Source organism: Streptomyces erythrochromogenes (assembly GCF_036170895.1).
Classification (GTDB): Bacteria; Actinomycetota; Actinomycetes; order Streptomycetales; family Streptomycetaceae; genus Streptomyces; species Streptomyces erythrochromogenes.
In genome coordinates this window covers 4,987,262-5,009,845 of the sequence record NZ_CP108036.1, presented here as the reverse complement: position 1 = coordinate 5,009,845, position 22,584 = coordinate 4,987,262, and the positions used below count along the sequence as shown (strand labels likewise).

General features: G+C 72.3%; 40 protein-coding genes. 36 read left to right on the top strand and 4 right to left on the bottom strand.

The genetic code is table 11. The annotated features are described in order from the left end of the window. Window positions 1–98 precede the first annotated feature (98 nt). Both OHA91_RS22985 and OHA91_RS22980 read left to right on the top strand, forming a co-directional pair. Window positions 99–1,319 (top strand): acetyl-CoA C-acetyltransferase, encoded by a 1,221-nt coding sequence (locus OHA91_RS22985; protein ID WP_031150858.1) that lies wholly within the window; start codon window positions 99–101, stop codon window positions 1,317–1,319. A 544-nt stretch (window positions 1,320–1,863) separates the two neighbouring features. Next, window positions 1,864–2,679 (top strand): hypothetical protein, encoded by an 816-nt coding sequence (locus tag OHA91_RS22980; protein WP_063835538.1) that lies wholly within the window; start codon window positions 1,864–1,866, stop codon window positions 2,677–2,679. Here OHA91_RS22980 and OHA91_RS22975 read toward each other — a convergent pair. After that, window positions 2,663–3,007, bottom strand: coding sequence for a hypothetical protein (locus OHA91_RS22975; RefSeq protein ID WP_328739922.1), 345 nt, complete (start codon window positions 3,005–3,007; stop codon window positions 2,663–2,665). The genes OHA91_RS22980 and OHA91_RS22975 overlap by 17 nt on opposite strands. Before the next feature lie 101 nt (window positions 3,008–3,108). Here OHA91_RS22975 and OHA91_RS22970 point away from each other — a divergent pair, with 101 nt between their 5' ends. Next, window positions 3,109–3,339 (top strand): DUF4287 domain-containing protein, encoded by a 231-nt coding sequence (locus tag OHA91_RS22970; protein ID WP_030716449.1) that lies wholly within the window; start codon window positions 3,109–3,111, stop codon window positions 3,337–3,339. A 120-nt stretch (window positions 3,340–3,459) separates the two neighbouring features. On the opposite strand, the gene OHA91_RS22965 is transcribed toward OHA91_RS22970, so the two are convergent. Next, window positions 3,460–4,308, bottom strand: a complete 849-nt coding sequence (locus OHA91_RS22965) for a Bax inhibitor-1/YccA family protein (RefSeq protein ID WP_031150851.1) — start codon at window positions 4,306–4,308, stop codon at window positions 3,460–3,462. 336 nt (window positions 4,309–4,644) lie between these two features. Further along, window positions 4,645–5,052 (bottom strand): hypothetical protein, encoded by a 408-nt coding sequence (locus OHA91_RS22960; RefSeq protein WP_051734991.1) that lies wholly within the window; start codon window positions 5,050–5,052, stop codon window positions 4,645–4,647. Window positions 5,053–5,214: 162 nt separating this feature from the next. On the opposite strand from OHA91_RS22960, the gene OHA91_RS22955 reads away from it, so the two are divergent. From OHA91_RS22955 to OHA91_RS22855, 21 genes are all read left to right on the top strand, one after another. Then, window positions 5,215–5,469, top strand: coding sequence for a helix-turn-helix domain-containing protein (locus OHA91_RS22955; protein ID WP_030659785.1), 255 nt, complete (start codon window positions 5,215–5,217; stop codon window positions 5,467–5,469). After that, a complete protein-coding gene (locus OHA91_RS22950) occupies window positions 5,466–5,726 on the top strand; it encodes a hypothetical protein (RefSeq protein ID WP_030659784.1) in 261 nt (86 codons plus the stop codon). The genes OHA91_RS22955 and OHA91_RS22950 overlap by 4 nt, the downstream gene beginning before the upstream one ends. Before the next feature lie 54 nt (window positions 5,727–5,780). Next, window positions 5,781–6,185, top strand: a complete 405-nt coding sequence (locus OHA91_RS22945) for a hypothetical protein (protein ID WP_030659782.1) — start codon at window positions 5,781–5,783, stop codon at window positions 6,183–6,185. Continuing rightward, window positions 6,182–6,370 (top strand): hypothetical protein, encoded by a 189-nt coding sequence (locus OHA91_RS22940; protein WP_030659780.1) that lies wholly within the window; start codon window positions 6,182–6,184, stop codon window positions 6,368–6,370. The genes OHA91_RS22945 and OHA91_RS22940 overlap by 4 nt, the downstream gene beginning before the upstream one ends. Further along, a complete protein-coding gene (locus OHA91_RS22935) occupies window positions 6,360–6,689 on the top strand; it encodes a hypothetical protein (protein ID WP_328739917.1) in 330 nt (109 codons plus the stop codon). The genes OHA91_RS22940 and OHA91_RS22935 overlap by 11 nt, the downstream gene beginning before the upstream one ends. Then, on the top strand, window positions 6,686–7,123 hold the full coding sequence (locus OHA91_RS22930; protein ID WP_328739916.1) for a hypothetical protein: 438 nt from the start codon (window positions 6,686–6,688) through the stop codon (window positions 7,121–7,123). Before OHA91_RS22935 ends, OHA91_RS22930 begins: the two co-directional genes overlap by 4 nt. Further along, window positions 7,120–7,275, top strand: coding sequence for a hypothetical protein (locus tag OHA91_RS22925; protein ID WP_328739915.1), 156 nt, complete (start codon window positions 7,120–7,122; stop codon window positions 7,273–7,275). Before OHA91_RS22930 ends, OHA91_RS22925 begins: the two co-directional genes overlap by 4 nt. Before the next feature lie 211 nt (window positions 7,276–7,486). Continuing rightward, window positions 7,487–7,840, top strand: a complete 354-nt coding sequence (locus OHA91_RS22920) for a hypothetical protein (RefSeq protein ID WP_328739913.1) — start codon at window positions 7,487–7,489, stop codon at window positions 7,838–7,840. Between the two features lie 46 nt (window positions 7,841–7,886). Next, entirely contained in the window at window positions 7,887–8,864 is a 978-nt protein-coding gene (locus OHA91_RS22915) for a hypothetical protein (RefSeq protein WP_328739912.1), read from the top strand. Window positions 8,865–8,876: 12 nt separating this feature from the next. After that, on the top strand, window positions 8,877–9,074 hold the full coding sequence (locus OHA91_RS22910; RefSeq protein WP_328739910.1) for a hypothetical protein: 198 nt from the start codon (window positions 8,877–8,879) through the stop codon (window positions 9,072–9,074). 10 nt (window positions 9,075–9,084) lie between these two features. Then, on the top strand, window positions 9,085–9,405 hold the full coding sequence (locus tag OHA91_RS22905; protein WP_328739909.1) for a hypothetical protein: 321 nt from the start codon (window positions 9,085–9,087) through the stop codon (window positions 9,403–9,405). A gap of 44 nt (window positions 9,406–9,449) precedes the next feature. Further along, complete coding sequence (locus OHA91_RS22900) at window positions 9,450–10,004, top strand: Lsr2 family DNA-binding protein (protein ID WP_328739908.1); 555 nt, start codon at window positions 9,450–9,452, stop codon at window positions 10,002–10,004. Beyond that, window positions 10,001–10,165: a hypothetical protein gene (locus OHA91_RS22895; RefSeq protein WP_328739907.1), complete on the top strand. Its 165-nt coding sequence runs from the start codon at window positions 10,001–10,003 to the stop codon at window positions 10,163–10,165. Before OHA91_RS22900 ends, OHA91_RS22895 begins: the two co-directional genes overlap by 4 nt. Before the next feature lie 10 nt (window positions 10,166–10,175). Beyond that, complete coding sequence (locus OHA91_RS22890; protein ID WP_328739906.1) at window positions 10,176–11,279, top strand: WhiB family transcriptional regulator; 1,104 nt, start codon at window positions 10,176–10,178, stop codon at window positions 11,277–11,279. Window positions 11,280–11,299: 20 nt separating this feature from the next. Further along, the gene (locus OHA91_RS22885; protein WP_328739905.1) at window positions 11,300–11,584 is read left to right on the top strand and encodes a hypothetical protein; all 285 of its coding nucleotides are present in this window, start codon (window positions 11,300–11,302) and stop codon (window positions 11,582–11,584) included. Between the two features lie 48 nt (window positions 11,585–11,632). Further along, window positions 11,633–12,091, top strand: coding sequence for a hypothetical protein (locus tag OHA91_RS22880; RefSeq protein ID WP_328739904.1), 459 nt, complete (start codon window positions 11,633–11,635; stop codon window positions 12,089–12,091). Window positions 12,092–12,097: 6 nt separating this feature from the next. Continuing rightward, window positions 12,098–12,340, top strand: a complete 243-nt coding sequence (locus OHA91_RS22875) for a hypothetical protein (RefSeq protein ID WP_328739903.1) — start codon at window positions 12,098–12,100, stop codon at window positions 12,338–12,340. Window positions 12,341–12,440: 100 nt separating this feature from the next. Further along, window positions 12,441–13,106, top strand: a complete 666-nt coding sequence (locus tag OHA91_RS22870) for a hypothetical protein (RefSeq protein WP_328739902.1) — start codon at window positions 12,441–12,443, stop codon at window positions 13,104–13,106. A gap of 86 nt (window positions 13,107–13,192) precedes the next feature. After that, entirely contained in the window at window positions 13,193–13,351 is a 159-nt protein-coding gene (locus OHA91_RS22865; RefSeq protein WP_328739901.1) for a hypothetical protein, read from the top strand. Continuing rightward, window positions 13,348–13,608, top strand: coding sequence for a hypothetical protein (locus OHA91_RS22860; RefSeq protein ID WP_328739900.1), 261 nt, complete (start codon window positions 13,348–13,350; stop codon window positions 13,606–13,608). The genes OHA91_RS22865 and OHA91_RS22860 overlap by 4 nt, the downstream gene beginning before the upstream one ends. Before the next feature lie 69 nt (window positions 13,609–13,677). After that, on the top strand, window positions 13,678–14,124 hold the full coding sequence (locus tag OHA91_RS22855) for a hypothetical protein (RefSeq protein WP_328739898.1): 447 nt from the start codon (window positions 13,678–13,680) through the stop codon (window positions 14,122–14,124). A 64-nt stretch (window positions 14,125–14,188) separates the two neighbouring features. On the opposite strand, the gene OHA91_RS22850 is transcribed toward OHA91_RS22855, so the two are convergent. Next, complete coding sequence (locus OHA91_RS22850) at window positions 14,189–14,434, bottom strand: hypothetical protein (RefSeq protein WP_328739896.1); 246 nt, start codon at window positions 14,432–14,434, stop codon at window positions 14,189–14,191. Window positions 14,435–14,531: 97 nt separating this feature from the next. On the opposite strand from OHA91_RS22850, the gene OHA91_RS22845 reads away from it, so the two are divergent. The 12 genes from OHA91_RS22845 to OHA91_RS22790 all read left to right on the top strand — a co-directional run bounded on the left by OHA91_RS22845 (window position 14,532) and on the right by OHA91_RS22790 (window position 22,557). Beyond that, window positions 14,532–14,753, top strand: a complete 222-nt coding sequence (locus tag OHA91_RS22845; protein ID WP_106981587.1) for a hypothetical protein — start codon at window positions 14,532–14,534, stop codon at window positions 14,751–14,753. Window positions 14,754–14,996: 243 nt separating this feature from the next. Beyond that, a complete protein-coding gene (locus tag OHA91_RS22840) occupies window positions 14,997–15,386 on the top strand; it encodes a hypothetical protein (RefSeq protein ID WP_030659750.1) in 390 nt (129 codons plus the stop codon). A 9-nt stretch (window positions 15,387–15,395) separates the two neighbouring features. Continuing rightward, window positions 15,396–16,421 (top strand): hypothetical protein, encoded by a 1,026-nt coding sequence (locus OHA91_RS22835; RefSeq protein ID WP_328739891.1) that lies wholly within the window; start codon window positions 15,396–15,398, stop codon window positions 16,419–16,421. Beyond that, on the top strand, window positions 16,415–16,714 hold the full coding sequence (locus tag OHA91_RS22830; protein WP_328739890.1) for a hypothetical protein: 300 nt from the start codon (window positions 16,415–16,417) through the stop codon (window positions 16,712–16,714). The genes OHA91_RS22835 and OHA91_RS22830 overlap by 7 nt, the downstream gene beginning before the upstream one ends. An 82-nt stretch (window positions 16,715–16,796) precedes the next feature. Next, window positions 16,797–17,387, top strand: a complete 591-nt coding sequence (locus tag OHA91_RS22825; RefSeq protein ID WP_328739888.1) for a DUF4352 domain-containing protein — start codon at window positions 16,797–16,799, stop codon at window positions 17,385–17,387. A gap of 15 nt (window positions 17,388–17,402) precedes the next feature. Continuing rightward, window positions 17,403–17,687 (top strand): HNH endonuclease, encoded by a 285-nt coding sequence (locus OHA91_RS22820; RefSeq protein WP_328739887.1) that lies wholly within the window; start codon window positions 17,403–17,405, stop codon window positions 17,685–17,687. Between the two features lie 109 nt (window positions 17,688–17,796). Continuing rightward, window positions 17,797–18,285, top strand: a complete 489-nt coding sequence (locus OHA91_RS22815) for an AAA family ATPase (protein ID WP_328739886.1) — start codon at window positions 17,797–17,799, stop codon at window positions 18,283–18,285. A 228-nt stretch (window positions 18,286–18,513) separates the two neighbouring features. Further along, window positions 18,514–18,768, top strand: coding sequence for a hypothetical protein (locus OHA91_RS22810; RefSeq protein WP_328739884.1), 255 nt, complete (start codon window positions 18,514–18,516; stop codon window positions 18,766–18,768). Continuing rightward, on the top strand, window positions 18,728–20,305 hold the full coding sequence (locus OHA91_RS22805; RefSeq protein WP_328739883.1) for a terminase: 1,578 nt from the start codon (window positions 18,728–18,730) through the stop codon (window positions 20,303–20,305). Before OHA91_RS22810 ends, OHA91_RS22805 begins: the two co-directional genes overlap by 41 nt. Further along, window positions 20,299–20,460, top strand: a complete 162-nt coding sequence (locus OHA91_RS22800; RefSeq protein ID WP_328739882.1) for a hypothetical protein — start codon at window positions 20,299–20,301, stop codon at window positions 20,458–20,460. Before OHA91_RS22805 ends, OHA91_RS22800 begins: the two co-directional genes overlap by 7 nt. Further along, window positions 20,457–21,803 (top strand): phage portal protein, encoded by a 1,347-nt coding sequence (locus OHA91_RS22795; protein ID WP_328739881.1) that lies wholly within the window; start codon window positions 20,457–20,459, stop codon window positions 21,801–21,803. Before OHA91_RS22800 ends, OHA91_RS22795 begins: the two co-directional genes overlap by 4 nt. Then, entirely contained in the window at window positions 21,775–22,557 is a 783-nt protein-coding gene (locus OHA91_RS22790) for an HK97 family phage prohead protease (protein WP_328739880.1), read from the top strand. The genes OHA91_RS22795 and OHA91_RS22790 overlap by 29 nt, the downstream gene beginning before the upstream one ends. The last annotated feature ends 27 nt before the right edge of the window (window positions 22,558–22,584 follow it).

The window sequence follows — 22,584 nt, the reverse complement described above, 5'->3', positions numbered from 1 at the left end:
GGGAGCGACCGGCATCACACCCCCAGGCCGGTGCCTTCGACCGTACGGGGCGGTAACTTCGCATCCGGTCCCGCAACGACGCACCCCTTGGAGTCCCGATGCCCGAAGCCGTCATCGTTTCCACCGCCCGCTCTCCCATCGGGCGCGCCTTCAAGGGATCCCTCAAGGACGTCCGCCCGGACGACCTGACCGCAACGATCATCCAGACCGCCCTCGCCAAGGTCCCCGAGCTGGACCCGCGCGAGATCGACGACCTGATGCTGGGCTGCGGCCTGCCGGGCGGCGAGCAGGGCAACAACCTGGCCCGCATCGTGGCCGTGCAGATGGGCATGGACTTCCTCCCGGGCACGACCATCACCCGCTACTGCTCCTCCTCGCTGCAGACCTCCCGCATGGCCCTGCACGCCATCAAGGCGGGCGAGGGCGACGTGTTCATCTCCGCGGGCGTGGAGACGGTGTCGCGCTTCGCGAAGGGCAACTCGGACTCCTGGCCGGACACCCACAACCCGCTCTTCGGCGACGCGGAGGCCCGTACGGCCGCCGTCGCCGAGAGCGAGGGCTCGTCCTGGCACGACCCGCGCGAGGACGGCCTCGTCCCCGACGCGTACATCTCGATGGGCCAGACCGCGGAGAACCTGGCCCGCCTCAAGGGCGTGACCCGCCAGGACATGGACGAGTTCGGCGTCCGCTCCCAGAACCTGGCCGAGGAAGCCATCAAGAACGGCTTCTGGGCCCGCGAGATCACCCCGATCACCACCCCGGACGGCACGGTCGTCTCCACCGACGACGGCCCGCGCGCCGGCGTGACCCTGGAGGGCGTGCAGGGCCTCAAGCCCGTCTTCCGCCCCGACGGCCTGGTGACGGCCGGCAACTGCTGTCCGCTGAACGACGGCGCCGCCGCGCTGGTCATCATGAGCGACACCAAGGCCCGCGAGCTGGGTCTGACCCCGCTGGCCCGGATCGTCTCCACCGGTGTCACCGGCCTCTCCCCCGAGATCATGGGCCTGGGCCCGGTCGAGGCGTCGAAGCAGGCTCTGAAGCGGGCCGGCCTGACGGTCGGCGACATCGACCTGTTCGAGATCAACGAGGCCTTCGCGGCCCAGGTCATCCCGTCGTACCGGGACCTGGAGATCCCCCTCGAGAAGCTGAACGTCAACGGCGGGGCCATCGCCGTGGGTCACCCCTTCGGGATGACCGGCGCCCGCCTGACCGGCACGCTGATCAACAGCCTGCAGTTCCACGACAAGCAGTTCGGCCTGGAGACGATGTGCGTGGGCGGCGGCCAGGGCATGGCGATGGTCATCGAGCGGCTGAGCTGAGCCGTAGCGGAGGGTAGGGGTCGGCCCGAGGAACGAGGGCCGGCACCTGCCCGCAGCGGTGGCGAAGCCCAGCGCGACCGACAAAGAGGGCGGCTGAGCTGAGCCGTAGCGGAGGGTAGGGGTCGGCCCGAGGAACGAGGGCCGGCACCTGCCCGCAGCGGTGGCGAAGCCCAGCGCGACCGACAAAGAGGGCGGCTGAGCTGAGCCGGCTCCTCGGTGCCGAAACCCCGCCCCTGCGTAGCCGAAAGTAGGGCTCCGGTTACTGGATCATGGGCGGGGCCAGGCGCCGCAAGGACCCTTGGCCCGTACTGACGCCGGTTCTAATCCCGTCGCGGCCGACCTGTGACCGAATCTCCCCCAGGATGTGACCTATGTCCTGGGGGATCGGTGTTTATGCAGGTCAGAACCTGCACAGAGGTGCAAGGTGTGACGAAAGCCCTGTCCATTTCGTGACGTAATGCACTGCACGCCATTCCCAGGCCGGGACACTCTGATGTAGGAAGTCGGGGGATCGAATCACCTCAGGAGTTAGTCAGTGAGCGCCATGTCTCTTGCCCTGCTGCTGACCACGGCCGCTGCCACGGCCGTGGGCGCTGCTGCTCTGCACGCCGTCCACGGTCTGCGCAAGCAGGTCACCGCCCTGCGCAGTGAGCTGGCGGTGCCGGTGCACGCCCGCGGCACGACCGTCCCGCACGCCCGCCACGCCGCCGAGTCCCCCGCCGCGGAGATACGAGCCGCCGTGGCCGAGGCCCTGGCCGAGGAGCGCGAGCGGGAGCTGGCCGAGGCGCGCGCCTTCTGGGCCGCGCAGGAGGCGCGCGACGCCGCCGACGCCCCTTCGCTGCTGGGCGGTCTGCCCGGGCTCGGCGAGGACAGCCCGGTCTTCCTGCCCCGGCAGGCGGACCTGGTGGGCCTGGAGCCGGTCATGGGCGAGGAGGCGCTGGACGAGTTCCCCGGGTACCCGGAGGACTCGGCCGAGCTGGCCGCCGCCCGCCGGCGTCACCCCTCGCACCCCGACTTCGTACCGGTCCAGGCCTCGCACCCCGGCGCCGACCACGAGCGCACCGTGAACCGCCTGGAGGAGCTCGCCGAGGCCCGTACGGCCCTCGCGGACGTCCGTCCCGGCCCGCTGGGCACGCTCGACGTGTACGTCTTCACCGACGGCACGACGCTCTGCATGACCCCGGGGCACCGGGAGACCGCGGAGCGCCTCGCCGAGGCACTGCGCTCGGGCACCGCCCCGGTCCTGCTCGGCGGCTCGGGGATCTCCGGCGCCTACGCCCTGACCTTCTCCTGCGGCGACTCCGAGGACCCCGACAGCAACGTCTACATCCTCGCGGACCGCGTCATCGCGTCGCTCTGATCTCCGCCTGCTCCACCAGCGATACGGCCTCGTCCAACATCTCGGACGGGGCCTTCGCGCTTCCCCGGGCGCCCGATCCGTCGCGCAGGGCCTCGGCGAGGTCCAGTCCGGCCACCGCCACCTGGTCCCCGACGACGAAGATGCCCGCGTCCGGCATCTCCCGCGGCGCCTCGCCGGGCGCCTCCAGCCGCTGCGCCCGTACGGAGAGCTCGCGGGCCAGCTCCAGCGCCACGGCGGCCGCTCCCTGCTGGAGGCGGCTCTGCGGTGCGGCCCGCAGCCGGTCGGCGAAACGTTCCACGGCGGCGCTCAGGGGCGAAGTATCCAGCACCCGGCCGACCTTACGCGCCGCCCGGGCACCATTGCCAACGGGCGAACTCTCCGGCACGGTGGCGTGAAGAGAACAGCACGGCAAACCTTCCGGAGGCGCCCATGTCCGTAGAGTTCTCCGAGCAGACCCACCGCAACATGATCGACAGAATCCCCCAGACCACCGGTCGTGAGGTTTCCGACTGGCTCCGCACCGTCGACGAAGGCCCCTCCCTCGTCCGGTTCGAGGAGAAGGTCAGCTGGCTGCGCGGCGCGCACGAGCTGTCGTACGGCCAGGCCAAGGCGATCATCCACGAGTACGACCTGCGCAGAGCCGCACGCCGGTTCGGCTGACCCCCTCCCCCGACCCCGTAGTCCCTCCAGACGCGGGAAGGCCCCGCGAGCAGTCGCTCGCGGGGCCTTCCCCGTGCCGTGCGTGGCGCACCGTGCGGGCCGGGCGGCCCGCAGGTGCTGCTAGTCGTCGCCCGAGAGGATCGAGAAGATGCGCAGCATCTCGACGTAGATCCACACCAGGGTCATGGTGAGGGCGAAGGCCGCCAGCCAGGACTCCTCGCGGGGGGCACCGTAGGTGATGCCGTCCTCGACCTGCTTGAAGTCGAGGGCGAGGAAGCAGGCGCCGAGGATGACACCGATGGCGCCGAACAGCAGGCCGAGGCCGCCGCTGCGGAAGCCGAGGCCGTCACCGCCGCCGAAGACCGCGAACAGCGTGTTCACGAGCATCAGCAGGATGAAGCCGAGGGTCGCGGCCATCACGAAGCCGTAGAAGCGGCGGGTGACGCGGATCCAGCGCATCTTGTACGCGAAGAGCACGGCGGCGAAGACGCACATCGTGCCCATCACGGCCTGCATGACCACGCCGGGGCCGAGGTAGGTGCTGACGGCCGCGCTGATGACGCCGAGGAACACGCCCTCGAACGCCGCGTAGGCCAGGATCAGGCCCGGGACGGGCTTGCTCTTGAAGGACTGGATCATCGCGAAGACGAACGCGACCAGGGCGGCGCCGATGCCGATGGCGTACGACTTGCCGAGGTTGGCCGGGTCGACCGGCAGCAGCACCCAGGAGAGGGTCGCCGTCACGATGAGCGTGCCGAGCGTCATGGCCGTACGGCTCACGACGTCGTCCATGGTCATCGCGTTGGTGCGCGCCGGCGCCTGCGGCATGCCCGTGGCCGGGTCGGTCGCGTAAGGGTTGGTCGCGTACGGGTTGGTCCCGGCCTGCTGGTGCTGCGCGTCAAAGCCCGCGTAGCCACCGTTGTCGCGGCTGAACCCCCGTCGCGAGAAGACCGGGTTACTGCTCCTCATCTCACTCCTCCGTGGCCACCGAGCGCGGCCTTGCAACAAGAGTAATGCGCTCGCAAAGAAAGCACCCTACTGCTGGAGGAGGATCTTAGAAGAAGGCATGGCGAAGCGCAGGGGATAAACGAGGCGGCCCCGCCGCAACTGCGAGGAGGACCTCGCCAGAGCTGCGGAGTGCCCGGAGCCGGACTTGAACCCGACCCGTTAGGGCCTCTGACCTGCACTAACGTGCTGACCTCAAGGTCTCGTCCGGTCTCGATCCCCTTCGGCCGGTCTCGACCGGTCTTGACGGGCGTCCGTGTTCCCGGGGGAACACGCCCGGGAACACGCCGTGACCCGCCATCAGCTCGCTTTGCGGCCCTGCTGTACGCCGGGCGGCAGCTGCTCGCCAAGGCGGCGGAGGACTTCCTCTCGCACGCGCGCCGGCAGTCCATCGAGGATGGTGAGGATCGCCTCGACCTGGGGGTCGGAGGGCGGAGCGGCCGCCGACTCCGGCGCCTCCGGGGCGGCCGGCCCGGCGAGGACCGCCGGCTCGCCGCCGGCCTCGGCCACCTCGAACCCGCCCGTCTCCCACTGCAGCGCCCGCTCGAGGCCGCGGCGAGTGAGGTCCCCCCCGGCCTGCTCCCCCTTACGGATCGCCCGGAGGGTCTCGTACGAGATGCCCGCCTGTTCCGCGACCTGGCGCCAGTTCAGCCCGAGAGCCTGCCTCCGCCTGTTCATCGCGCCATCGAGCCCCGACAGCTCCGGCATCCCTACACCCTTCCACCCGACAGATTCAACGCAGATTAGCGCAGGTGCCTGCGGCCCGTATCAGTACCCGCAAGGGCCCACGCCGAATCTCCACAGATCCGTCTGCACAGATCTGCGCAGATCTGTTGCCACCCCTCTGGAATCTGCGTTAATCTGCGTCGCATGCCACAGAAAGCCGCAGGAGAAGCGGGCCACCTGGCCCTGCGCCGCCGCCGCCTCAAGGTCGGTCTGACGCTGACCAAGCTGGCCGGCCGCTGCGCCGAGGCCGGGGTGCCGGTCTCCCACTCCCACCTCAGCAAGTTGGAGCGAGGGCTCTACACGCCCCGGCCGCACCTGCGGCTGGTCCTGGAGCAGCTCCTCGACCTGGACCTGGACCCCCTGGCCTTCACCGCGCCGTCGGAAGGGGCCATGCCGTGAGCCTGCAGAACTACTCCATCGCCCAGACCGCAGAGATCCTCTGCTGCTACGTGGGTTTCCTCGAGGAGAACCTGGCCGACCTGCCCCACCAGAAGATCGGCAAGGCGGTCGCGTTCGACGACGAGGAGATCGCGCAGATCAAGGAGATGTTCCGCGTCCGGCCGGCCGCCCCGTCGGCCCGGGCCGCGAGCGCGCCTCCTGCTGGGGCCCCGTCCATCACGCAGATCCGTCCCAAGGGCGCGCGCCGTACGGGCTGACGCGCCACCCGCTGCACCCCTCACACAGCCAACCCGCAATGAAGCGAGGCCCTCGTGAGCACCGACACCTCCCCGCCCCGTACGCAGGCGACAGCCGCCACCGCCCTCGTCAAGCTCCTGGTACGGACGGAGCACGACCCGGCCATCGGCCCGCTGCTCCCGGCCGTCACGTGGACCATCAGCATGAGCGCCCGGGTCACCGGGTCCTTTTACCACTACGGCCACCGCCGTGACGCGGGCGCCGAGTTCCTGCAGGCCGCCCGGTCCCTGCTCGGCGGCGAGATCTCGTCGACCCTCGACCGCTACGACAGCGACTACGCCTGGCACATCCTCTCCACCACGGTCGCCGGTGTGCCGGTCACCCTCAAGGCGCCCGTCGCCTCGGCGTCCGTCGAGGCCCAACTGCGGCAGCGGATCCGGGAGCTGGAGGCGGCCGCCGCTGCGCCGACCCCGGCATGAGCGGCGAGGCCCGGATCCAGGCGGCAGCCGCCACGATCCGCGCTGCGTGGGAGGCCGGGTACGCCACGGCCGGGGACCTGGCCCTCGCGCTCGACTCCTGCTGCCTGCTGCGCTCGCCGGACCCGCTTGCCGTACCGGCGCCGCTGCAGGCGCCGGCCGAGGGCGGTGTCCCGGATGCGGCCTGAACTGCCCTTACTGCTCCTGGCCGTTGCTGCCCTCGCCGTACACCTGCTGCAGGACATCGTCAGCCGCCGTGTTCACGCCGTACCGCTGCCGCGGGTCACGCAGGCCGTCCCCCGCGGGGACTGGCCGGCCAACCCCGGGACCGGCCGCCACCGCCGCGGCGCCCCCGAGCCGGACGCATGGCTCGCCTGCCACACCACGAGCTGCGCGCACCTCACCACCGCCCACACCCGTACCCCCGCCGGCCTCGTCTGCGACGAGTGCGGCACCCCGAATCAGGGAGTCCCCGTGCACAACGACACCATCGAGGAGGAGCTGTGACGACCTGGCTGCGCACCAATCGCCGACTGCGGTCCGAGGTCGCCTACCTCCGCGAGGAACTGGCCAAGGCCAAGGAGCAGCCCGCGCCGCTCATCGTGACGACCGGCCCCCGCCCGGGCCCGCAGCCCGGCCAGACGCCGGCCGCGCCGCCTCCGTCCCCGGCGGCTGGCCGGACCGAGGTGGAGGAGAAGCTGCGCGCCGAGCTCCGCGTGCTGCAGGAGCTGCGCACCGAGCCGGGCGTCCTCGCCCTGGCCCGGGACCGGCGGGTGTGGCGCGACCGTACCCGGGCCCTGGACGAGCGGCGGCTGGAACTCCAGGACGACAACGAGTCCTTGACCCGCGCGCTGAGCGGGATGACCCTCCGGGCCTACACCGCCGAGCAGCAGCTGGCGAAGGTGTCCCGTACGGCCGAGCTCAGATCGGGCACGGCATGACCGGGGGCCTGCCCGCGCTCGTCGTGCTGGTCGTGTTCGCCACCGGCTGCCTCGCCTGGCTGCTGGCCCTGGTGCTGGCCCTCGTCGGCCTGGCCCGCGCCCTGGTCGCCGCGTGGACGTACGCCGTAGCGGCCGCCGTCCGTCGGCTGTGACCCGCTCGCGCCGCCCCTGCGACTACGCGGCCCTGCCGCACGGCCTGCAGGCGGCCCGGCCCTACCCGTGCGGTTGGCGCTGCGACCGACACACGCCCAACGCCCTCGCCGGGCGGGCCGAGACTCCGCCCGGCCCGGGCTGGCCCGCCGGGTCCTACCTCTCCCGCCTCACCGAACCGCCCGCCCAACCCTCTCCCTCGACGGAGGAACCGTGCCCACTCCCCTCGACGTCGCCCGCCGCGCCCTCGCCCCCGCCCCGGTCGACGGCACCTACCGGGTCCGCTACATCCAGGGCATCCGCTGCAGCCGGATGCACCCGCACACCCGCCTCGTCGCCCTGACCCTCGCCTCGTACGCCGGCCCGAACGGAACGATCGCGGACGCCGACCAGCCCGGCCTGCTCGGCCTCGTCGAGGCCACCGGGCTGACGGCCGGCCGGGTCGCCGTCCAGCTGCGGGCGCTCGAGGGCCGCGGCTGGATCCGCCCGGTGCGCGGCGCCCGGTACGAGGTCGCCCACCTGGCCCTGGCCCTCCCGCAGTACCGCGCCGACCAGTTGCGCCGCTGACCACCGCAGCAGTCCGCCGTACGACCGCAACCACGAGAGAGCTCCCGTGCCCGATGAGCAGCCGGATAAGACCTGGAACAACAGCGTCCCGCACGACTTCCGTAACGCTCTGTACTGGAGGTGGGCCAAGGAGATTCCGCGCCCCCTGCGCGGTGGTTTCCTCACCCTGCTCTACGCCATGGCCTCCGCCGCGAACACCGCCGGCGTCCTGCGGATGCGGGACGGCACGGTGATCCGAGTGCAGAGCATCGCCCGCGGCTGCGCCTCCGACATCAAGGAGGTACGCCGGTGGCTCGCGGCGGCCGAGGCCGCCGGGGTGGTCGGTGTGCAGGGGGAGCGCGTGCGCGGCATCCCCACCGTCTACACGATCTTGATCGCTCCTCGCCCGGACTGGGCTGCGGCCGTCGCCTCGCTCACTGCCAGCCGCCGGGTCCGCCCGAAGAAGGCGGCGGCGCCCTGGTCCGAGGAGGAGCAGAACCTGGGGGGACCGGCCCCCCAGGCAGAGGACCCGAGTTGGGGGGACCGGCCCCCCAACTTCGCAGACGAAAGCTTGGGGGACCGGCCCCCCAACCCCAAGGGGGGACCGGCCCCCCTTGGGTTGGGGGGACCGGCCCCCCAAGGTCCCAGGGGTTCCCACGTACTACCCCAGGAGACGGCTGCTGTTGGTGGTCACCCGTCCCTGGGGGGAGCTCCCCCCGGTGACAGCGACCCGCCGAACGCGGATCCCCCGCCGGACACCGACCGGCCGCCCCTGGCGCTCACAACCCAGGAGCGGCGCGACCGCCGGGCCGCCGAGGTCAAAGCGAAAAGCGCCAGCAGCCAGGGGCAGATGCCGCTCCTGCTGTCGGTCCGCGCCCCCGAGCACGTGGCCACGGTCGCCGAGGTACGCGCGGCCGCTGAGACCGACCCCGAGGCCGTACTGCGGGCGATCCGCACGCTCGGCCGCCGAGAGGCCATCCGGGTCTACGGCTGGCGCCTCGTCTCCCCGCACATCACCGACTTCACCGACACCGACACCGCCTGAGAGGCCCACCCCATGACGATCGTCCTCGCCTCCGCCGAGCTGGACTACGCCGAGGAGTACGGCACCGTCCCGGTCCCGTTCGCGGCCGAGCCCGTACCGTCGGCCGTCCTCGCCGCCGAGGCCCTGGCCGCCGAGGGCCTGCACGTCCACCTCGTCGCCGCCGACGTGCAGTGCGTCAGCCACGACTGCATCGACCTCCCCGGTACCTGAGGAGTTCCCGATGCTCAGTGACCACGACGTCGCCTCGTGCGGCAGCTGCGGCCAGCGGATCCGCTGGACCGTGACCGTGGCCGGCCGCCGCCAGGCCGTCAACGCCGACCCCAACGCGCTCGGGAACGTGGCCGTGTACCGCGACGGCGTCGGCACCCTGCGCTCCCGGAGCCTCAGCTCCGACCGCCCCGACGTCGAGGCGTACGAGCGCCGCTACATGCCCCACGTGGCCACGTGCACCGCGCCGCCCCGGCCCGGGCGCAGCAGCCGCAGCATGCCCCAGCAGCGCGCCGGTGTCCGCCCGGTGCGCTGGCAGGGATGGACCCGCTGAGACCACCCCGCCCCCGTTCCACCCGAATCAGAAAGAGAACCGCCATGCAGGTCACCACCAAGACCCTGATCGCCATGCACCGCGACGGCCTGAGCGACCAGGCCATCGCCGACCGTACGGGTGTCGAGCTGGCTGCCGTCGAGAGGATCATCAGCGCACACCAGAACGAGGTCGCCGCGCACCGCGCCGGCACCCTGACCCCGCCCCGTCCGGCCCCTGTTGCTGCCTCGGCACCGAGCGCAACCCCCGACGTGGCCGACCTCCTGTCCTGGGCCGCGGACCACCCCTCACCCTCCATCCGCACGGCCGGGGTGCGCGCAAGCACCGCCCTGGACGTCCTGCAGAACCGGCGCCGTCAGGACGCCGAGTTGGAGGCCGTGACCTCCAACGTGAAGGAGCTCGAGGCCCGCATCGAAAAGCTGCGGGCCCGGGCGGCCGAGCTCAGGGACGGGCAGAAGACCCGCCAGGTCAAGCCGCGCGACTACGTGCCCGCCGAGGTCCGGGCCTGGGCGCGCGAGGAGGGGATCCCCTGCCCGGTCGCCGGGGTGGTGCCCGCCTCGGTCGTCGCCGCTTGGCGCGCCTCCCACGCCACGTCGTGAGCGGCATCTCGTCGACCTCGATGGCCGTACTCACGGCGGCCATCGAGGACTACCGAGTCCTCACCCCGCCCGACGAGGCCACCCCGGCCGGCCTCGCCACCGCCATCGGCGAGTACCTCGCCAGCAGCGGCCTGACCATCTGCCCTGACACCGATGCCTGAGGAGGAACCGATGCCCACACTCGTCACCAACCGCCGCAGCCGCCCTCACGCCGACTCCGCTCCCGACGCCCACTGGCAGCAGCGCGCGGCATGCGTCGGCCGGCTGCTCGAGTTCGAGTCGAGCGAGGCCATCGCCCGGGCCATGTGCGGGGTCTGCCCGGTCAAGGGCCGCTGCCTCGACGAGGCCCTGCTGGAGGAGGGCGCGGTGTCTCCCGCCTACCGGGACGGCGTTCGCGGCGGCCTGAACCCCACGGAGCGCGCTGCCCTCACCGGCTACCGGCAGCACCGTAAGGCCGCCACCGGGGGCCACATCGCCGGTGACATCGACGAGGCCGAGCGGCTGCTGCAGGCGGGTGAGCTGAGCGACCAGGACATCGCCCGCCGCACCGGTCTCGGGCGCGACTCCGTCGGCAAGCTGCGCCGCTCCCTCCACCTCCTCCCGGCGGGCGGCCCGCAGGCCGCCACCCCGCAGGAGGCCCTCGAGCGGCGGACCCGGGCGGCCGAGGACGGCCACCTGCTGTGGGTCGGCAGCAGCCAGGCAGTCATCGGCGGCCGCAAGGTGAAGGGAACGCGCCTCGCCTTCGAGCTGGGCTACGGCCGGCAGCCCGAGGGCCGCGTCGACCGGGCGTGCGGCGCTGCGGGGTGCGTGGCCTGGCCGCACCTCACCGACAGCGTTCTGCGGCGCGCGGCCCGGGCCCTGCCGGCGCCCGTCGAGTACCTGTACGGGATCCAGTCCGGGCACTGGGACAGAGAGGGAGACGAGCGCTGGGTGCCTGCCCGGGTCATCCGGTTCCCCATCCTCAAGAAGACCGCCCGGCGCATCTACTACGCCGTGGGCGAGGGCGCCGAGACCAAGCTGCGGAGCGTGGACCGGGCTGCCCTCGAGGCCGAGGGCGAGATCTGCCGGAGCAGGATGACCGGCTGGTGGGAGCCCGACAAGTTCCTGTACCTCGAGGCGCCCACCGTCGGCCCGGCCCCGGCCCCGGCCGCCGACCTCGGCGAGCTCCGCGCCGCCATGACCGCCGCGCACCCCGACCGCGGCGGCAGCGTCGAGGCCTTCACCGCCGCCCACGCCGCCTACGCCGCCGCCCGCGCCCTCGACGCTGCGGCCTGACACCACTGCCGGAGCCACCCATGACCCACACCATCACCTTCGAACCTCTCCCCAAGGCCACCGAGAAGGGCCAGTGGGGCATCAACATCGCCATTGCCGCCCAACTCCGCGATCACCCCGGCAAGTGGGCTTACATCGACTCCAAGGGCAGTCGCGCATCCGCTGGCAGCACCGCCTACGCCATCCGTACCGGCAAACTCCGCGCCTACGCCCCCGCAGGTCACTACGAAGCCAAGGCCCGCACCGTGGACGGCGAATTCCGCGTCTACGCCCGCTACTGCGGCCCGCACCCCGACGCCACCTGACCGGCGCGTATCCGGATCGCCCGCCCTCCCACACCAAGGAGACCCGACATGCACCCCACCCTGTTCACCACCCCCGGCCTCGCCCGGTTCGCCCAGGAGCTCGACGCCGAACGTGGCCGGCAGCTCGCCAAGTTCGGCGACCAGCGCCACCCCGACGGCACTCAGGACGACGCCTACAACCGGACCATGCGCGACGCCGCCCGCGCCATCTGCGAGCAGCACGCCAACAGGGAGACGCTCACCTGGGCCCACGTCCTCGACGAGGAGTACCGCGAGGCCCTCGCCGAGACCGACCCCGCGAAGCTGCGCGCCGAGCTGATCCAGATCGCCGCGGTGTGCGCGGCATGGGTGTCCGACCTCGACCGGCGGCCGGCCGTGGTGCCCGAGCCCGACCTGCCCGACCTGCCCGACCTGCCCGACGAGCGGGACTACTGCCAGGCCTGCAACGGCACTGTCCACACCTGCGTCTGCTCCGACCTCGTCACGCCCCGCCCTAGCGACCTGTGAGGAGCAGTGAGCGCCTCCATCACCCTGCACTGCAACACCGTGTGGAGCGAGGCCGCCTGCATTGGGGCCATCACGATCTACTGCTGGACTACCGACGAGGCCCGCGCTGCCGCCCGGGCGGCCGGCTGGCGGTCGCACCCCGGCGACGTCGACTACTGCCCGGGCTGCTCCGGCAGCCGGCCCCGCAGCCCCAGGGCCAGCGTCACGCGGCTGTCGCGGCCGCCCCAGCAGAGGGAGCCCCGTCCGTGACCGCCCTCGGCGTCCTCGCCGTCTGGGTCGCGGCCAGCTTCCTCGCTGGCCTCGTCCTCGCCTACCTCGGCTACCGCCGCAAGACCGTCAGGAGCAAGAGATGAACGCCCGTCCCTGCGTGTGCCGTGCGGCGCTGCCCGCTGACGAGACGCTGTGCCCGCGGTGTAGGGCAGCGACGTCCGGACGGCTGCGCCGCCTGCCCGCCCTGTACCGGCTGCTGCAGCACGAGCTGCAGCCCGCTGCTGGCGGCCCGTCGTACGGCCGCGTCCGCCTCGTCGAGGCGCCCCTGCCCGTGGCTGCGGACGTCCTGACCCTGCGTGGCCCGGGCGGCATCGTCGGCGTCCTCGAGGACTGGTGGTCCGCGATGCAGGCCTCGCGCTGCGGGTCGGCGCCCGTCATCGCCGGCACGTACAACGACCGTGTGACGGCCGCCGCCACGCGCCTGGCCTTCCACCTCGACTACGTGGTCACGTGGGACCAGGGCGGCCAGTTCGCGATCGAGATCCGGAGGCTCGACGAGCGGGCCCTGGCGATCGTCTGCCCGGCCGACACCGCGGAGCGCGGGACCCGGCTCGGCCCGTGCCCGGCCGAGAACCCCGACGGCACGCTGTGCGGCGCCGTCCTGCGCCACTACCGCAGCAGCAGCGCGGTGACGTGTCCCTGGTGCGAGGTGGTGTACCCGCCGAGCTCTTGGGCGCACCTGAAGGAGTGGATCGACCACGACCGCGACCAGGGCCACGAGGAGGCGCCGCTGCTCGCCGGATAGCCCCAGTAACAGAGCGGCCCCCGACGGTGCGCGAACACCGGACGAGGGCCTGACCAACCCCCCTTGATCCAGCAAGGAGAACGGCTGTGCCCGATCTTGCCATGTCCACCCCTGTCGCCGCGCCCGCGCCCGCCCGCCGGCTCATCGCCGCCGGCCGCATCCAGCGCATCGGCGGCCGCGTCCTCACCGTCCGCGTCACGGCCGCCGGTGTCACCGGCACGATCACCCCGGCGGTGAACCGATGACCGGCCAGCCGCCCAGCGACACCTGCCGCACGCTGCTCCTGCAGATCGCGTCGTACCTGGACCGGTCCCGGCCCGAAAGCTTGATGTGGCCGGCCTCGCGGGACCTCCTCGTCGGTCAGTTCGCCGCCGAGCACTACGGCATCCGCCGCGACCTCGTCGCCGAGGCCGAGGCCGAGCTGCTCGCCCACGCCCCCGGCGTCGTCCCGGGCATCAAGCGGAGCCAGTACGCCGAGCAGCTGCGCGCCGCCGCCGCCTGACCCACCCCTCCCGGCCGGGCCTGTCGCCAACCGCGACAGGCCCGGCCGCGACCGCGACAGGACCGACCCATGACCGACCCGAAGACCATCTCTGTCGCGCAGCGGCGCGCACTTGTCGCCGAGCGGCGCGCGCGTGTCGAGGAGCTCACCCGCGACAACTGGACGATCCGCGACATCGCCAAGGAGCTCGGCGTGTCCAAGGATGTGGTGTACCGCGACAGGCTCGCGACGCGCGCGACACGGATGGCTATGTACCGCGACAAGGCAGGTCAGGCCGCTGCGGCCATGGCAGCGCTGCGCGCGGCGGTGACCGCGGCAGAGGCGGCCCGGCCCGCTTACCAGATCCTCGTTGACGACGAGACCGCCGCTCAGTGGCTCGCCCAGCTGCGCGACGACGCGGCCGCGCTCTTGGCTGTCGCGGACACGTTCCGCGACTACTACCCGTACCTCACCGGCCCGACCGCGACACCGCCCGGCCCGACCGCGACAGAGGCCGTTGTCAGACCCGGCCCGTAGCGTGGAGACATCCCATCAGCGCTTGTGTGGCTGCTGGCGCTACTCGGGACCAGGCCCCGTCCGATCACGCATCGGGCGGGGCTTCCTGCGTCTCGTACACGTGCGGCGGGTCGTCCTGCCAGCCGATGGCTGCCGAGTCCCCCAGGACGAGCTCCTCGGGGTCCGGGAGGTCGATGCGACGGAGGAACTCGACCAGGTCCCGATCGCCGTACGCCACGCCGAGCACGGTGTCGACGCCGCCCACGCGGATCGTCACCCGCCGGCCGCCCGACGGGGAGATCCGGTGCACGGTGATCGGCGCCCGCTCCACCTCTCCAGCCTGCTGCCCGCCGCGGCCGCACGCATCCGGAGTGCGGGGGGCCGGTGCGCAGCGCGTGTGCGTGCGTCGCTCGGCGAGACTGATCAGCATGGAGTACCGATCGCTTCCGCCCGGCCTGCTCACCACCACCACGGCCGCGCTCGCCTGCGGGGTGCAGCCGGCCACCATCCGGGACTGGGTGCGCCGGGGTGTCCTGGCCCGTGCCGGGGGTACGCCCAAGCGGCCGATCTACCGGTTGCGTGACGTCCTGGCGGCCCGGGACGCCCCCAAGCCGTCCCGGCCCGGCCAGCGCGCCGAGAACGCCGCTTGACACGAGATCATCACGCGCGCCACGATTTGGGCGTACAGCCATGCCCAGACGCAGGCTGACCACGACACACGGAAGGCCCCGACCGCCACGGTCGGGGCCTTCCGCGTTCCCACTCCTGCCGCCCGGAACCCGACGCCGGGCGGCAGGGCACACCACTCCGGCGGGAGTGGAGCGGGGACGGCCGCCCGGGACGAGGGCCCCGGGCGGCACCTCGCCGATCCGTCCCCCTCGAAGGAGGCCCCGGTGGCCAGTGCGCTCTACCCCTCGTTCAAGCAGCTGCTGCTCGGCGGTGACATCGACCTCGCTGCAGACGACATCCGCGCCGTCCTCGTCGACACCGCCGACTACACCTACAGCGCTGCGCATGACTTCCTCGACGACGTCGCCGCCGGCGCCCGCGTGGCAGTCTCCGGCGCGCTCGCATCCAAGACGATCGCGTCCGGCGTGTTCGATGCCGCGGACGTGACGTTCACCGCGGCCACCGGCGACAGCGTCGAGGCGATCGTGCTCTACAAGCACACCGGGGCCGACGCGACCGCGCCGCTCATCGCGTACATCGACGGCGTCAGCGTCACCCCCAACGGCGGCAACATCGTCGCCCAGTGGAACGCCAGCGGCATTTTCGCCTTGTGAGGTGACGTCATGGCCGTAGGTCAGCTCGTCCACCTCGCCGACACCGTCACCCTCTCCTCGAGCTCCTCGGCGGCCGCCACCGTCCCCAACGACGGCAGCGTCGCGATCGGGGACCTGCTGCTCGCCGCGTGCGTCATGCCGTCCGGGTCCAGGACGTTCTCCATCGCCGGCGGCGCCGGCGCCTGGACCAGCCTCGGCACCGCGATGCAGTCCGGGCACATGTCTCAGCTGTGGTGGCGCATCGCCGAGGCGGGCGACCTCGGCGCCACCATCACCGTCACCCCCAGCACCGGAGCGATCCGCCAGGTGCTGCTCCTCGGCCGCGTGCGCGGCGCCCTGGCCTCCAACCCGATCGCCGCAGCCTCCAACACCTCGGCGGCCGCCACCACCAAGACGACGCCGTCCCTCGGCTCGGTCGGAGCGTCCAGTCGAGAGGTCGGCGTCGTCTGGGACTCCCGCGGCGCCGCCACACCGCAGACCGCGGCCTGGACCGCGCCAGCGGGCCACACACGCCGTGGGCAGGCCTTCACCACCTCGGGCAGCGGCGCCTGCTCCGCCGCCTGGGGCGACTCCGACACCACGGTGTCCGGCACGATCGGCTCCCGCGCGTGGACCGCAGACCAGTCCGCCCTCGGCTCCGCCTGGACCCTGGCCGTCGCCCCCGGCGAACAGACCGTCGACACGGCCCGCATCGAGTCCACCGCAGCCCAGTACGCGCCCACCCTCGCCCCCGGGCCCGTCACGCTCACCCCGGCCCGCATCGAGCCAACCACCGCCCTGTACACGCCCGTCCTCGCCCCCGGGCCCGTCACGGTCGCTCCCGACCGCCTCGAGGCAGCCACGGCCCTGTACGCGCCCGCGCTCGCCCCGGGGCCCGTCACGCTCGCCCCGGCCCGCATCGAGCCGACCACGGCCCTCTACGCGCCCACCCTCGACGGGTTCGACCCGGACATCACGCTCACCATCGGCGCCCCGACCTCCGCCTGGGCGGTGGCGGCGCCGGCCAGCCGCTGGGAGGTCGGTCCGCCGTGTTGATCCCTGCGAGCAGCACCGAGTACGTCACCGTCACCGTGACCGCGCAGCCCGCAGGAGTCGACCTCACCGGCGCTGCGCCGCGGTTCGCTTTCCTCCCCGACGCCCGCCGCGGCAACCCGACGGCCGCGGACTGGCTCACCGGCGAATGGGACGACGCCGACACCGCGCGGATCCTCGTCGGCCCGGACGGGGCGAGCAGCCTCACGCGCGGCGCCTGGCACGTGTGGATCGAGATCGACCCCCCGAACGACGAACTGATCGTCCGCCAAGCCGGCACCCTCACCATCACGTAGGTCACGGAACGGCCATACCGGCCCGTCACCAGGCACGCCCGGCGCATGATGCCTCCTCACAACAACGTCCTGGGGGGACACCATGCGCACCATCCACGCGGCCACGCTCGGCCTCGCGCTCCTCGCCGCCACCGGCTGCGGCACCGACGCCAGCACAGCCAGCAAGGCCCCGTCCCCGTCAGCCACGTCCGCCGCAGCGCCGACGAGTAGCCCCTCACCCTCCCCCACACCGACCCCCGACCCGGTCTTCACCGTCGGTCACGCATGGGCCTTCGAGGGCACCATCGGAGCCGAACAGGTCTCCGGCAACGCCGCGGTCCTGGGGTACCGGCACAAGGTGCGGTCCGTCGGCTCGGCCGCCGACGAGTCCGGCACCGCCGGCTACGTGTGGGCGGCCCTAGACGTCAAGGTCTGCAGCGACAAGGGGACGTTCGTCGCCACAGATCAGCCGTGGACGCTGACCTACGCGGACGGGGCCCGCATCGCCCCGTCCAGCACGACGTTCGACGACTTCCCCAAGCCAGCCTTCCCCTTCGAGACCACGCTGACCGCAGGCAAGTGCGTCAAGGGGAACATCGTCTTCGCGGTCCCGGACAACCCCCGACCGAGCACCGCCGCATACGCCCCCAACGGGCTCGCAACGCCCCGAGAGTGGGACATCAGCAAGCTGTAGCGGGAGGTGGCGCCCGTGCCCGCCAACCCGCGCAACGGGCGCCCCTACCGCAACCTCTGCGCCTGGCAGCGCGCACTGCGCCTGCCCTGCTGGCTGTGCGGCCACGACATCCGCTACGACATCACAGGGCCAGAGGCCGGCCGACACCCCGACGCCTTCACCCTCGATCACCTCCTGCCGCTCAGCCGCGGCGGCGACCTGCTCAACAAGGCCAACGCCCGCAGCGCTCACCGGCGCTGCAACAGCGCCCGCGGTAACCGGACCAGCGTCCGCGTCCAGGGCTCGTCGAGGAGGTGGTGACCGTGGGTGCTGCGCTACGGAGCCTCGCCCGCCGGCTGCTCGGCCGGCGCCTCGGGGAGTACCTCCTCGCCCCCGGCGACGTCGCCCGGGCCGCGGCCGTCACGCCGCTGTGCTGCGGCTGCTCCGGCGACACCTGCTGCAGCTGCGGGCCGGAACCGTGCTGTACGTCGTGACCGGGCCGCCGGCCGCAGGCAAGAGCAGCTGGATCCGGGCGAACGCCAAGGCGAGTGACGTGGTGATCGACCTGGACCTGATGGCGCTCGCGATGGCCGGCCCCGGGGCCGATCATCATCAGCACGACCCCACCCTGTTGCGGATCGTGCACCGTGCCCGGCAGGCAGCGATCCACGAGGCGGAGCGACACCTCGACAGCACCGACGTCTACCTGATCCACACCATGCCGCAGGCCAAGGCCTTGGCCCGGTACAAGCGGCTCGGTGCACGGATCGTGACCATCGACCCCGGCGAGGAGATCGTCCGGCGTCGGGTGCGGGACATGCGGCAGCCGGAGATGGAGCGGGTTGTCACTGTCTGGTATCGGCAGGCAGGCCGTCGCACCCCACACTCCGTCACCCCGCAAGCCTCGCGCGCTTGGTGAACGCAACCAGCGACGACGATCAAGGCCGATCGCGCTCTCGAAGCGTGACGTATACCCAGGTCGGGGCGGGGAGTGGGTCAAAAGTTCAGCGACCCTCCGGGCGACCCAAACGCCCTTCTCGCTCTGTTTTTTGCGCGAGGACCCCTCGTTGCTAATTAGGCATTGGGCCCTCGTCGGTAAATAGCTACTCTCCGTAACCGTCACAGTGGGTAACAAGCGGAGGTGATCATGAGCGGCGCCGTCGACGCGACCCGCGAAGAGATCACCGCGCTCGGCGCCGAGGACATCGCGCCCGGCCTCGCCGCCATCGCGATCACCCTGGCCACCGCCCTCGACGCGGACCCCAGCTCCCCCGCCACGCCCAGCCTGGCCCGGGAGCTGCGGGCCACCCTCCTCGAGCTCCGCAAGATGTCACCGCCCAAGGCCGAGGGGGACGCGCTCGATGACCTCGCTGCTCGACGTGCCCAGCGCCTCGGCGCCTGACCGGCGCGACGGAGCTCCCTCCGGGGTGCCCGACGCCCGCGGCCAGCAGCGCCCCAGGGTGTTCACCGCCCCCGCCTTCACCTCCAGTGCAGGTCAGGAGGCCATCGAGCTGGCCGCCGTGGCCGGTCTGCACCTCGATCCGTGGCAGCAGTTCGTCCTGCACGTCGGCCTGGGCGAGAACCCCGACGGCAGCTGGGCCAGCTTCGAGACCTGCGTCAACGTCCCGAGGCAGAACGGCAAGGGCGCGATCATCGAGGCGAGGTCGCTGGCCGGCCTCTACCTCCTCGGCGAGCAGCTGATCCTGCACTCGGCGCACGAGTTCAAGACCGCGATCGAGGCGTTCCGCCGCATCGAGTCACTCATCGTGAACACCGATGAGCTGCGCAAACGCGTCAAGCGGGTCCGGCGAACGACCGGCGAGGAAGCCATCGAGCTCCTGAGCGGGCAGCGGCTGCGGTTCCTGGCCCGCAGCGGCGGCTCCGGCCGCGGCTTCACCGGCCAGACCAACCTGATGGACGAGGCGATGATCCTCGGCGACGAGCCGATCGGCGCTCTCATGCCGACGATGGCCGCGGTCAAGAACCCGCAGCTCTGGTACTTCGGCAGCGCCGGCATCGGGGCGGCGTCCCGCCACCTGGCCCGCCTGCGGCGCCGTGCGCTGCAGGCCATGGAGACCGGCATACCGGACCCGTCCCTCGCCTACCTCGAGTGGTCGATCAACCCGCACGTCAAGGAGTGCGCGGCCGACTGCAGCGACCACGACGACCCGCTGAGCGCGCTCTCCGTGGCCAAGGCCAATCCGGCGCTGGGATACCGGCTCACGCCGGAGCACACCGAACGGGAGCGGCTGAGCATGAGCGGCGAGGTCTACGGCCGGGAGCGGCTCGGGGTGGGGGACTACCCGTCCGACGAGGAGGACGCGTGGTCCGTCATCGGCGAGGAGGCCTGGCGGGCGCTGGGCGACGGCACGTCGCGTCCGGACGACCCGCTGTGCTTCGCACTGGACACGACTCCGGAGCGGACGCACACAGCCATCTGCGCGGCCGGCGCGAACGGCGCCTCGACGCACGTCGAGGTCATCGACCACCGGCCCGGTACGGGCTGGGCGGCCGAGCGCCTGGCCGAGCTCGTCGTGAAGTGGCGGCCGTGCGCGGTCGTCATCGACGAGGGCGGGCCCGCCGGCTCCCTGGTCCCGGCCGTCAAGCGCGCCCTGAAGGACCCGGAGCTGCTGAAGGGCGCCCAGCTGACCGACGACGAGGTCGACGAGCTGCTCGTCTTCCCCAAGGTCCGGCAGATCGCCGCGGCGTGCGGCCAGTTCTACGACGGCGTCGCCGAGCAGCGCATCGTGCACCTGGCGCAGGCGCCCCTGGCGACCGCTCTGGCGGGCGCCGACAAGAGGCCCATCGGGGACGGCTGGGGCTGGGCCCGGCGCGGCGTCAGCGTCGATATCAGCCCCCTGGTCGGCGTCACCTTCGCCGCCTGGGGCCACGCCGAGCGGGCCCACATCGAACCGGAAGGGGCGCCGAACCTGTGGTGAGACTCGTGCTCGTCCTCGAGTTGCTGTGTACCGCCGCGCTGCTGCTCGGCGTGGCGCTGATGAGCGTTCCGGCCGCCCTGGTCCTGGGCGGCGCCCTGGGGGTGGTCGCCTGCGAGCGGGCGACGGCCGGCCGTGAGACGGGAGGTGGGCGGTGAGGAACCTCTTCGGCCTCTTCGAGCGCCGTTCTCCGGGTCTGGAGAGCCCGGCCGTACCGCTGACCTCGGCCAGCCTGCTGGACGTCCTCGGCGGCGGCACCACCGACTCCGGGGTGGCCGTCACGGAGCGCAGCAGCCTGCACATGCCCGCCGTGTGGCGGGCTGTGAACGTTATCGCCGGGGTCAGCTCGGCGCTGCCTCTGCACACCTACAAGACCGGCACGCGGGAACGCACGACGTCGCCGCTGCTGGCGAACCCCCACCCCGAGCTGACCCCGCTGGAGCTATGGCGGCTGGCCTACACGCACCGCGTGCTCTGGGGCAACAGCTACCAGCAGAAACTCCGCAACGGGGCCGGCCAGGTGACGGAGCTGTGGCCCATCTCCCCGGACCGGGTCCAGGTCGACCGCGAGAAGCCGACACCGGCGGAGCCGGGCGGCAAGGTCTTCTGGGTCACCGACGACTGGGGCACGGTCCACCGGCGGACACCGCGCGAGATCCTGCACATCCCCGGCCTGGGCTACGACGGCATCACCGGCTGCTCGCCGGTCCGGCTGGCGGCCGCCGGCATCGGCCTGGCGCAGGCTGCGGAGAAGTCCGCGGGCCGTCTGTTCGGCTCGGGCAACATGATCGGCGGTGTGCTGCAGACAGAGCAGCGGCTCAACCCGGACCAGGCCAACGCTCTGAAGGAGCGCTGGCGGGCCAAGATGAGCGGCGTCCAGAACAGTCACGAGGTGGCCGTCCTGGACTCCGGAGCCTCGTTCAAGCCGGTCGCCATGCCCTACAAGGACGCCCAGTTTCTCGAGAGCCGAGAGTTTCAGGTCGTCGAGATTGCCCGGATGTTCGGTGTCCCGCTCTTCCTGCTGATGGAGACGGCCAAGTCGACGAGCTGGGGCACCGGGCTGGAGCAGCAGGCCACCGGGTTCGTCACCTTCGACCTCAGCCCGACCTGGCTGGCACCGACGGAGCAGCGCGTCACCAAGGAACTGCTGGTGCCGGGCCAGGAAGATGCCCGGTACGCCGTACAGGGCCTGCTCCGCGGCGACGCGGCGAGCCGGGCCACGTTCTACCGGGCGATGCGGGACATCGGCGCCATGTCCTCCAACGACATCCGCCGCCTCGAGGACCTGCCGCCGATCGGCGCCGAGGGCGACATCTACCTGCAGCCGACGTACATGGCGCCGCTGGGCTCCAACCCGCTCGCCGACCAGCAGCCGCCCGACGGCCGCTCCAACGCCGCCCGTGCGGCCGCCCTGATGGCGGAGGCGCACCGGCTGCTCCAGACCCCGGACACCACCGAGGAAGGCACCGCCCATGAGAACCCTGACCAGGACGACGACTGAGGAGCGCCGCCGCCTGCCGTTGTCCACGGCAGGGCTCAGCATCCGCGCCGGCGGAGAGGGCGGCGCCGAGCGCTTCCACGGCTACGCCGCCGTCTTCAACTCCCGGACCAGCATCGGCAACCCGCTGCGCTGGGGGTTCTACGAGGAGGTCGCCGACGGCGCGTTCACCAAGACCGTCGCCGAGGGTGACGCCCGGATGCTCATCGACCACGACTCCTACTTCGTGGTCTCCCGAGTCTCCGCCGGGACCCTGGGGCTGGCCCAGGACGCCCGCGGCCTGGCCGTCGACTCCGCTCTCGACGCCGAGCTGTCGTACGTCTCCGACCTGAAGGCGAACGTCCGCAACGGCAACATCACCGGCATGTCGTTCGGGTTCCAGGTCGTCAAGGACGACTGGCAACTCATCGACGTCGAGACCACCGACGGCGACACCGTGCAGGCCGAGCTCCGGATCCTCCGAGAGGTCCGCCTCTTCGAGGTCTCGGCCGTCACCTTCCCCGCCTACACCGACACCGAGGCCTCGCTGCGCAACGTCGCCGCGGCCCTGGCCCACCGGGGCGACCAGGACGCGATCGAGAAGCGCGCCCAGTACCGCCCCGAACTGCTGGACCTGCTGAAGTACCGCGAGCCGGGTGAGTCCACTCGCGGAACCGAACCGCCCGCCGAGCCGGCTGCTGCCACTCGACGTGATCGCGACTCGGTCGACCGCCGCATGCGGGCGCTCGCTGCCCGCTACGGCCTTCCCGCGAACTGACACCCACCCCGCCAGCCCGGCCCGCGC

Excerpts from the sequence above, each read along its gene's own strand:
- OHA91_RS22940 (WP_030659780.1), top strand. The coding sequence starts at position 6,182 with ATGAGCGGCGAGGCCCGGATCCAGGCGGCAGCCGCCACGATCCGCGCT.
- OHA91_RS22980 (WP_063835538.1), top strand. The coding sequence starts at position 1,864 with ATGTCTCTTGCCCTGCTGCTGACCACGGCCGCTGCCACGGCCGTGGGC.
- OHA91_RS22825 (WP_328739888.1), top strand. The coding sequence starts at position 16,797 with ATGCGCACCATCCACGCGGCCACGCTCGGCCTCGCGCTCCTCGCCGCC.
- OHA91_RS22900 (WP_328739908.1), top strand. The coding sequence starts at position 9,450 with ATGCAGGTCACCACCAAGACCCTGATCGCCATGCACCGCGACGGCCTG.
- OHA91_RS22855 (WP_328739898.1), top strand. The coding sequence starts at position 13,678 with ATGACCGACCCGAAGACCATCTCTGTCGCGCAGCGGCGCGCACTTGTC.
- OHA91_RS22935 (WP_328739917.1), top strand. The coding sequence starts at position 6,360 with ATGCGGCCTGAACTGCCCTTACTGCTCCTGGCCGTTGCTGCCCTCGCC.
- OHA91_RS22790 (WP_328739880.1), top strand. The coding sequence starts at position 21,775 with ATGAGAACCCTGACCAGGACGACGACTGAGGAGCGCCGCCGCCTGCCG.
- OHA91_RS22885 (WP_328739905.1), top strand. The coding sequence starts at position 11,300 with ATGACCCACACCATCACCTTCGAACCTCTCCCCAAGGCCACCGAGAAG.
- OHA91_RS22860 (WP_328739900.1), top strand. The coding sequence starts at position 13,348 with ATGACCGGCCAGCCGCCCAGCGACACCTGCCGCACGCTGCTCCTGCAG.
- OHA91_RS22810 (WP_328739884.1), top strand. The coding sequence starts at position 18,514 with ATGAGCGGCGCCGTCGACGCGACCCGCGAAGAGATCACCGCGCTCGGC.
- OHA91_RS22970 (WP_030716449.1), top strand. The coding sequence starts at position 3,109 with ATGTCCGTAGAGTTCTCCGAGCAGACCCACCGCAACATGATCGACAGA.
- OHA91_RS22870 (WP_328739902.1), top strand. The coding sequence starts at position 12,441 with ATGAACGCCCGTCCCTGCGTGTGCCGTGCGGCGCTGCCCGCTGACGAG.
- OHA91_RS22905 (WP_328739909.1), top strand. The coding sequence starts at position 9,085 with ATGCTCAGTGACCACGACGTCGCCTCGTGCGGCAGCTGCGGCCAGCGG.
- OHA91_RS22890 (WP_328739906.1), top strand. The coding sequence starts at position 10,176 with ATGCCCACACTCGTCACCAACCGCCGCAGCCGCCCTCACGCCGACTCC.
- OHA91_RS22925 (WP_328739915.1), top strand. The coding sequence starts at position 7,120 with ATGACCGGGGGCCTGCCCGCGCTCGTCGTGCTGGTCGTGTTCGCCACC.
- OHA91_RS22910 (WP_328739910.1), top strand. The coding sequence starts at position 8,877 with ATGACGATCGTCCTCGCCTCCGCCGAGCTGGACTACGCCGAGGAGTAC.
- OHA91_RS22845 (WP_106981587.1), top strand. The coding sequence starts at position 14,532 with ATGGAGTACCGATCGCTTCCGCCCGGCCTGCTCACCACCACCACGGCC.
- OHA91_RS22805 (WP_328739883.1), top strand. The coding sequence starts at position 18,728 with ATGACCTCGCTGCTCGACGTGCCCAGCGCCTCGGCGCCTGACCGGCGC.
- OHA91_RS22960 (WP_051734991.1), bottom strand. The coding sequence starts at position 5,052 with ATGCCGGAGCTGTCGGGGCTCGATGGCGCGATGAACAGGCGGAGGCAG.
- OHA91_RS22880 (WP_328739904.1), top strand. The coding sequence starts at position 11,633 with ATGCACCCCACCCTGTTCACCACCCCCGGCCTCGCCCGGTTCGCCCAG.
- OHA91_RS22835 (WP_328739891.1), top strand. The coding sequence starts at position 15,396 with ATGGCCGTAGGTCAGCTCGTCCACCTCGCCGACACCGTCACCCTCTCC.
- OHA91_RS22985 (WP_031150858.1), top strand. The coding sequence starts at position 99 with ATGCCCGAAGCCGTCATCGTTTCCACCGCCCGCTCTCCCATCGGGCGC.
- OHA91_RS22955 (WP_030659785.1), top strand. The coding sequence starts at position 5,215 with ATGCCACAGAAAGCCGCAGGAGAAGCGGGCCACCTGGCCCTGCGCCGC.
- OHA91_RS22965 (WP_031150851.1), bottom strand. The coding sequence starts at position 4,308 with ATGAGGAGCAGTAACCCGGTCTTCTCGCGACGGGGGTTCAGCCGCGAC.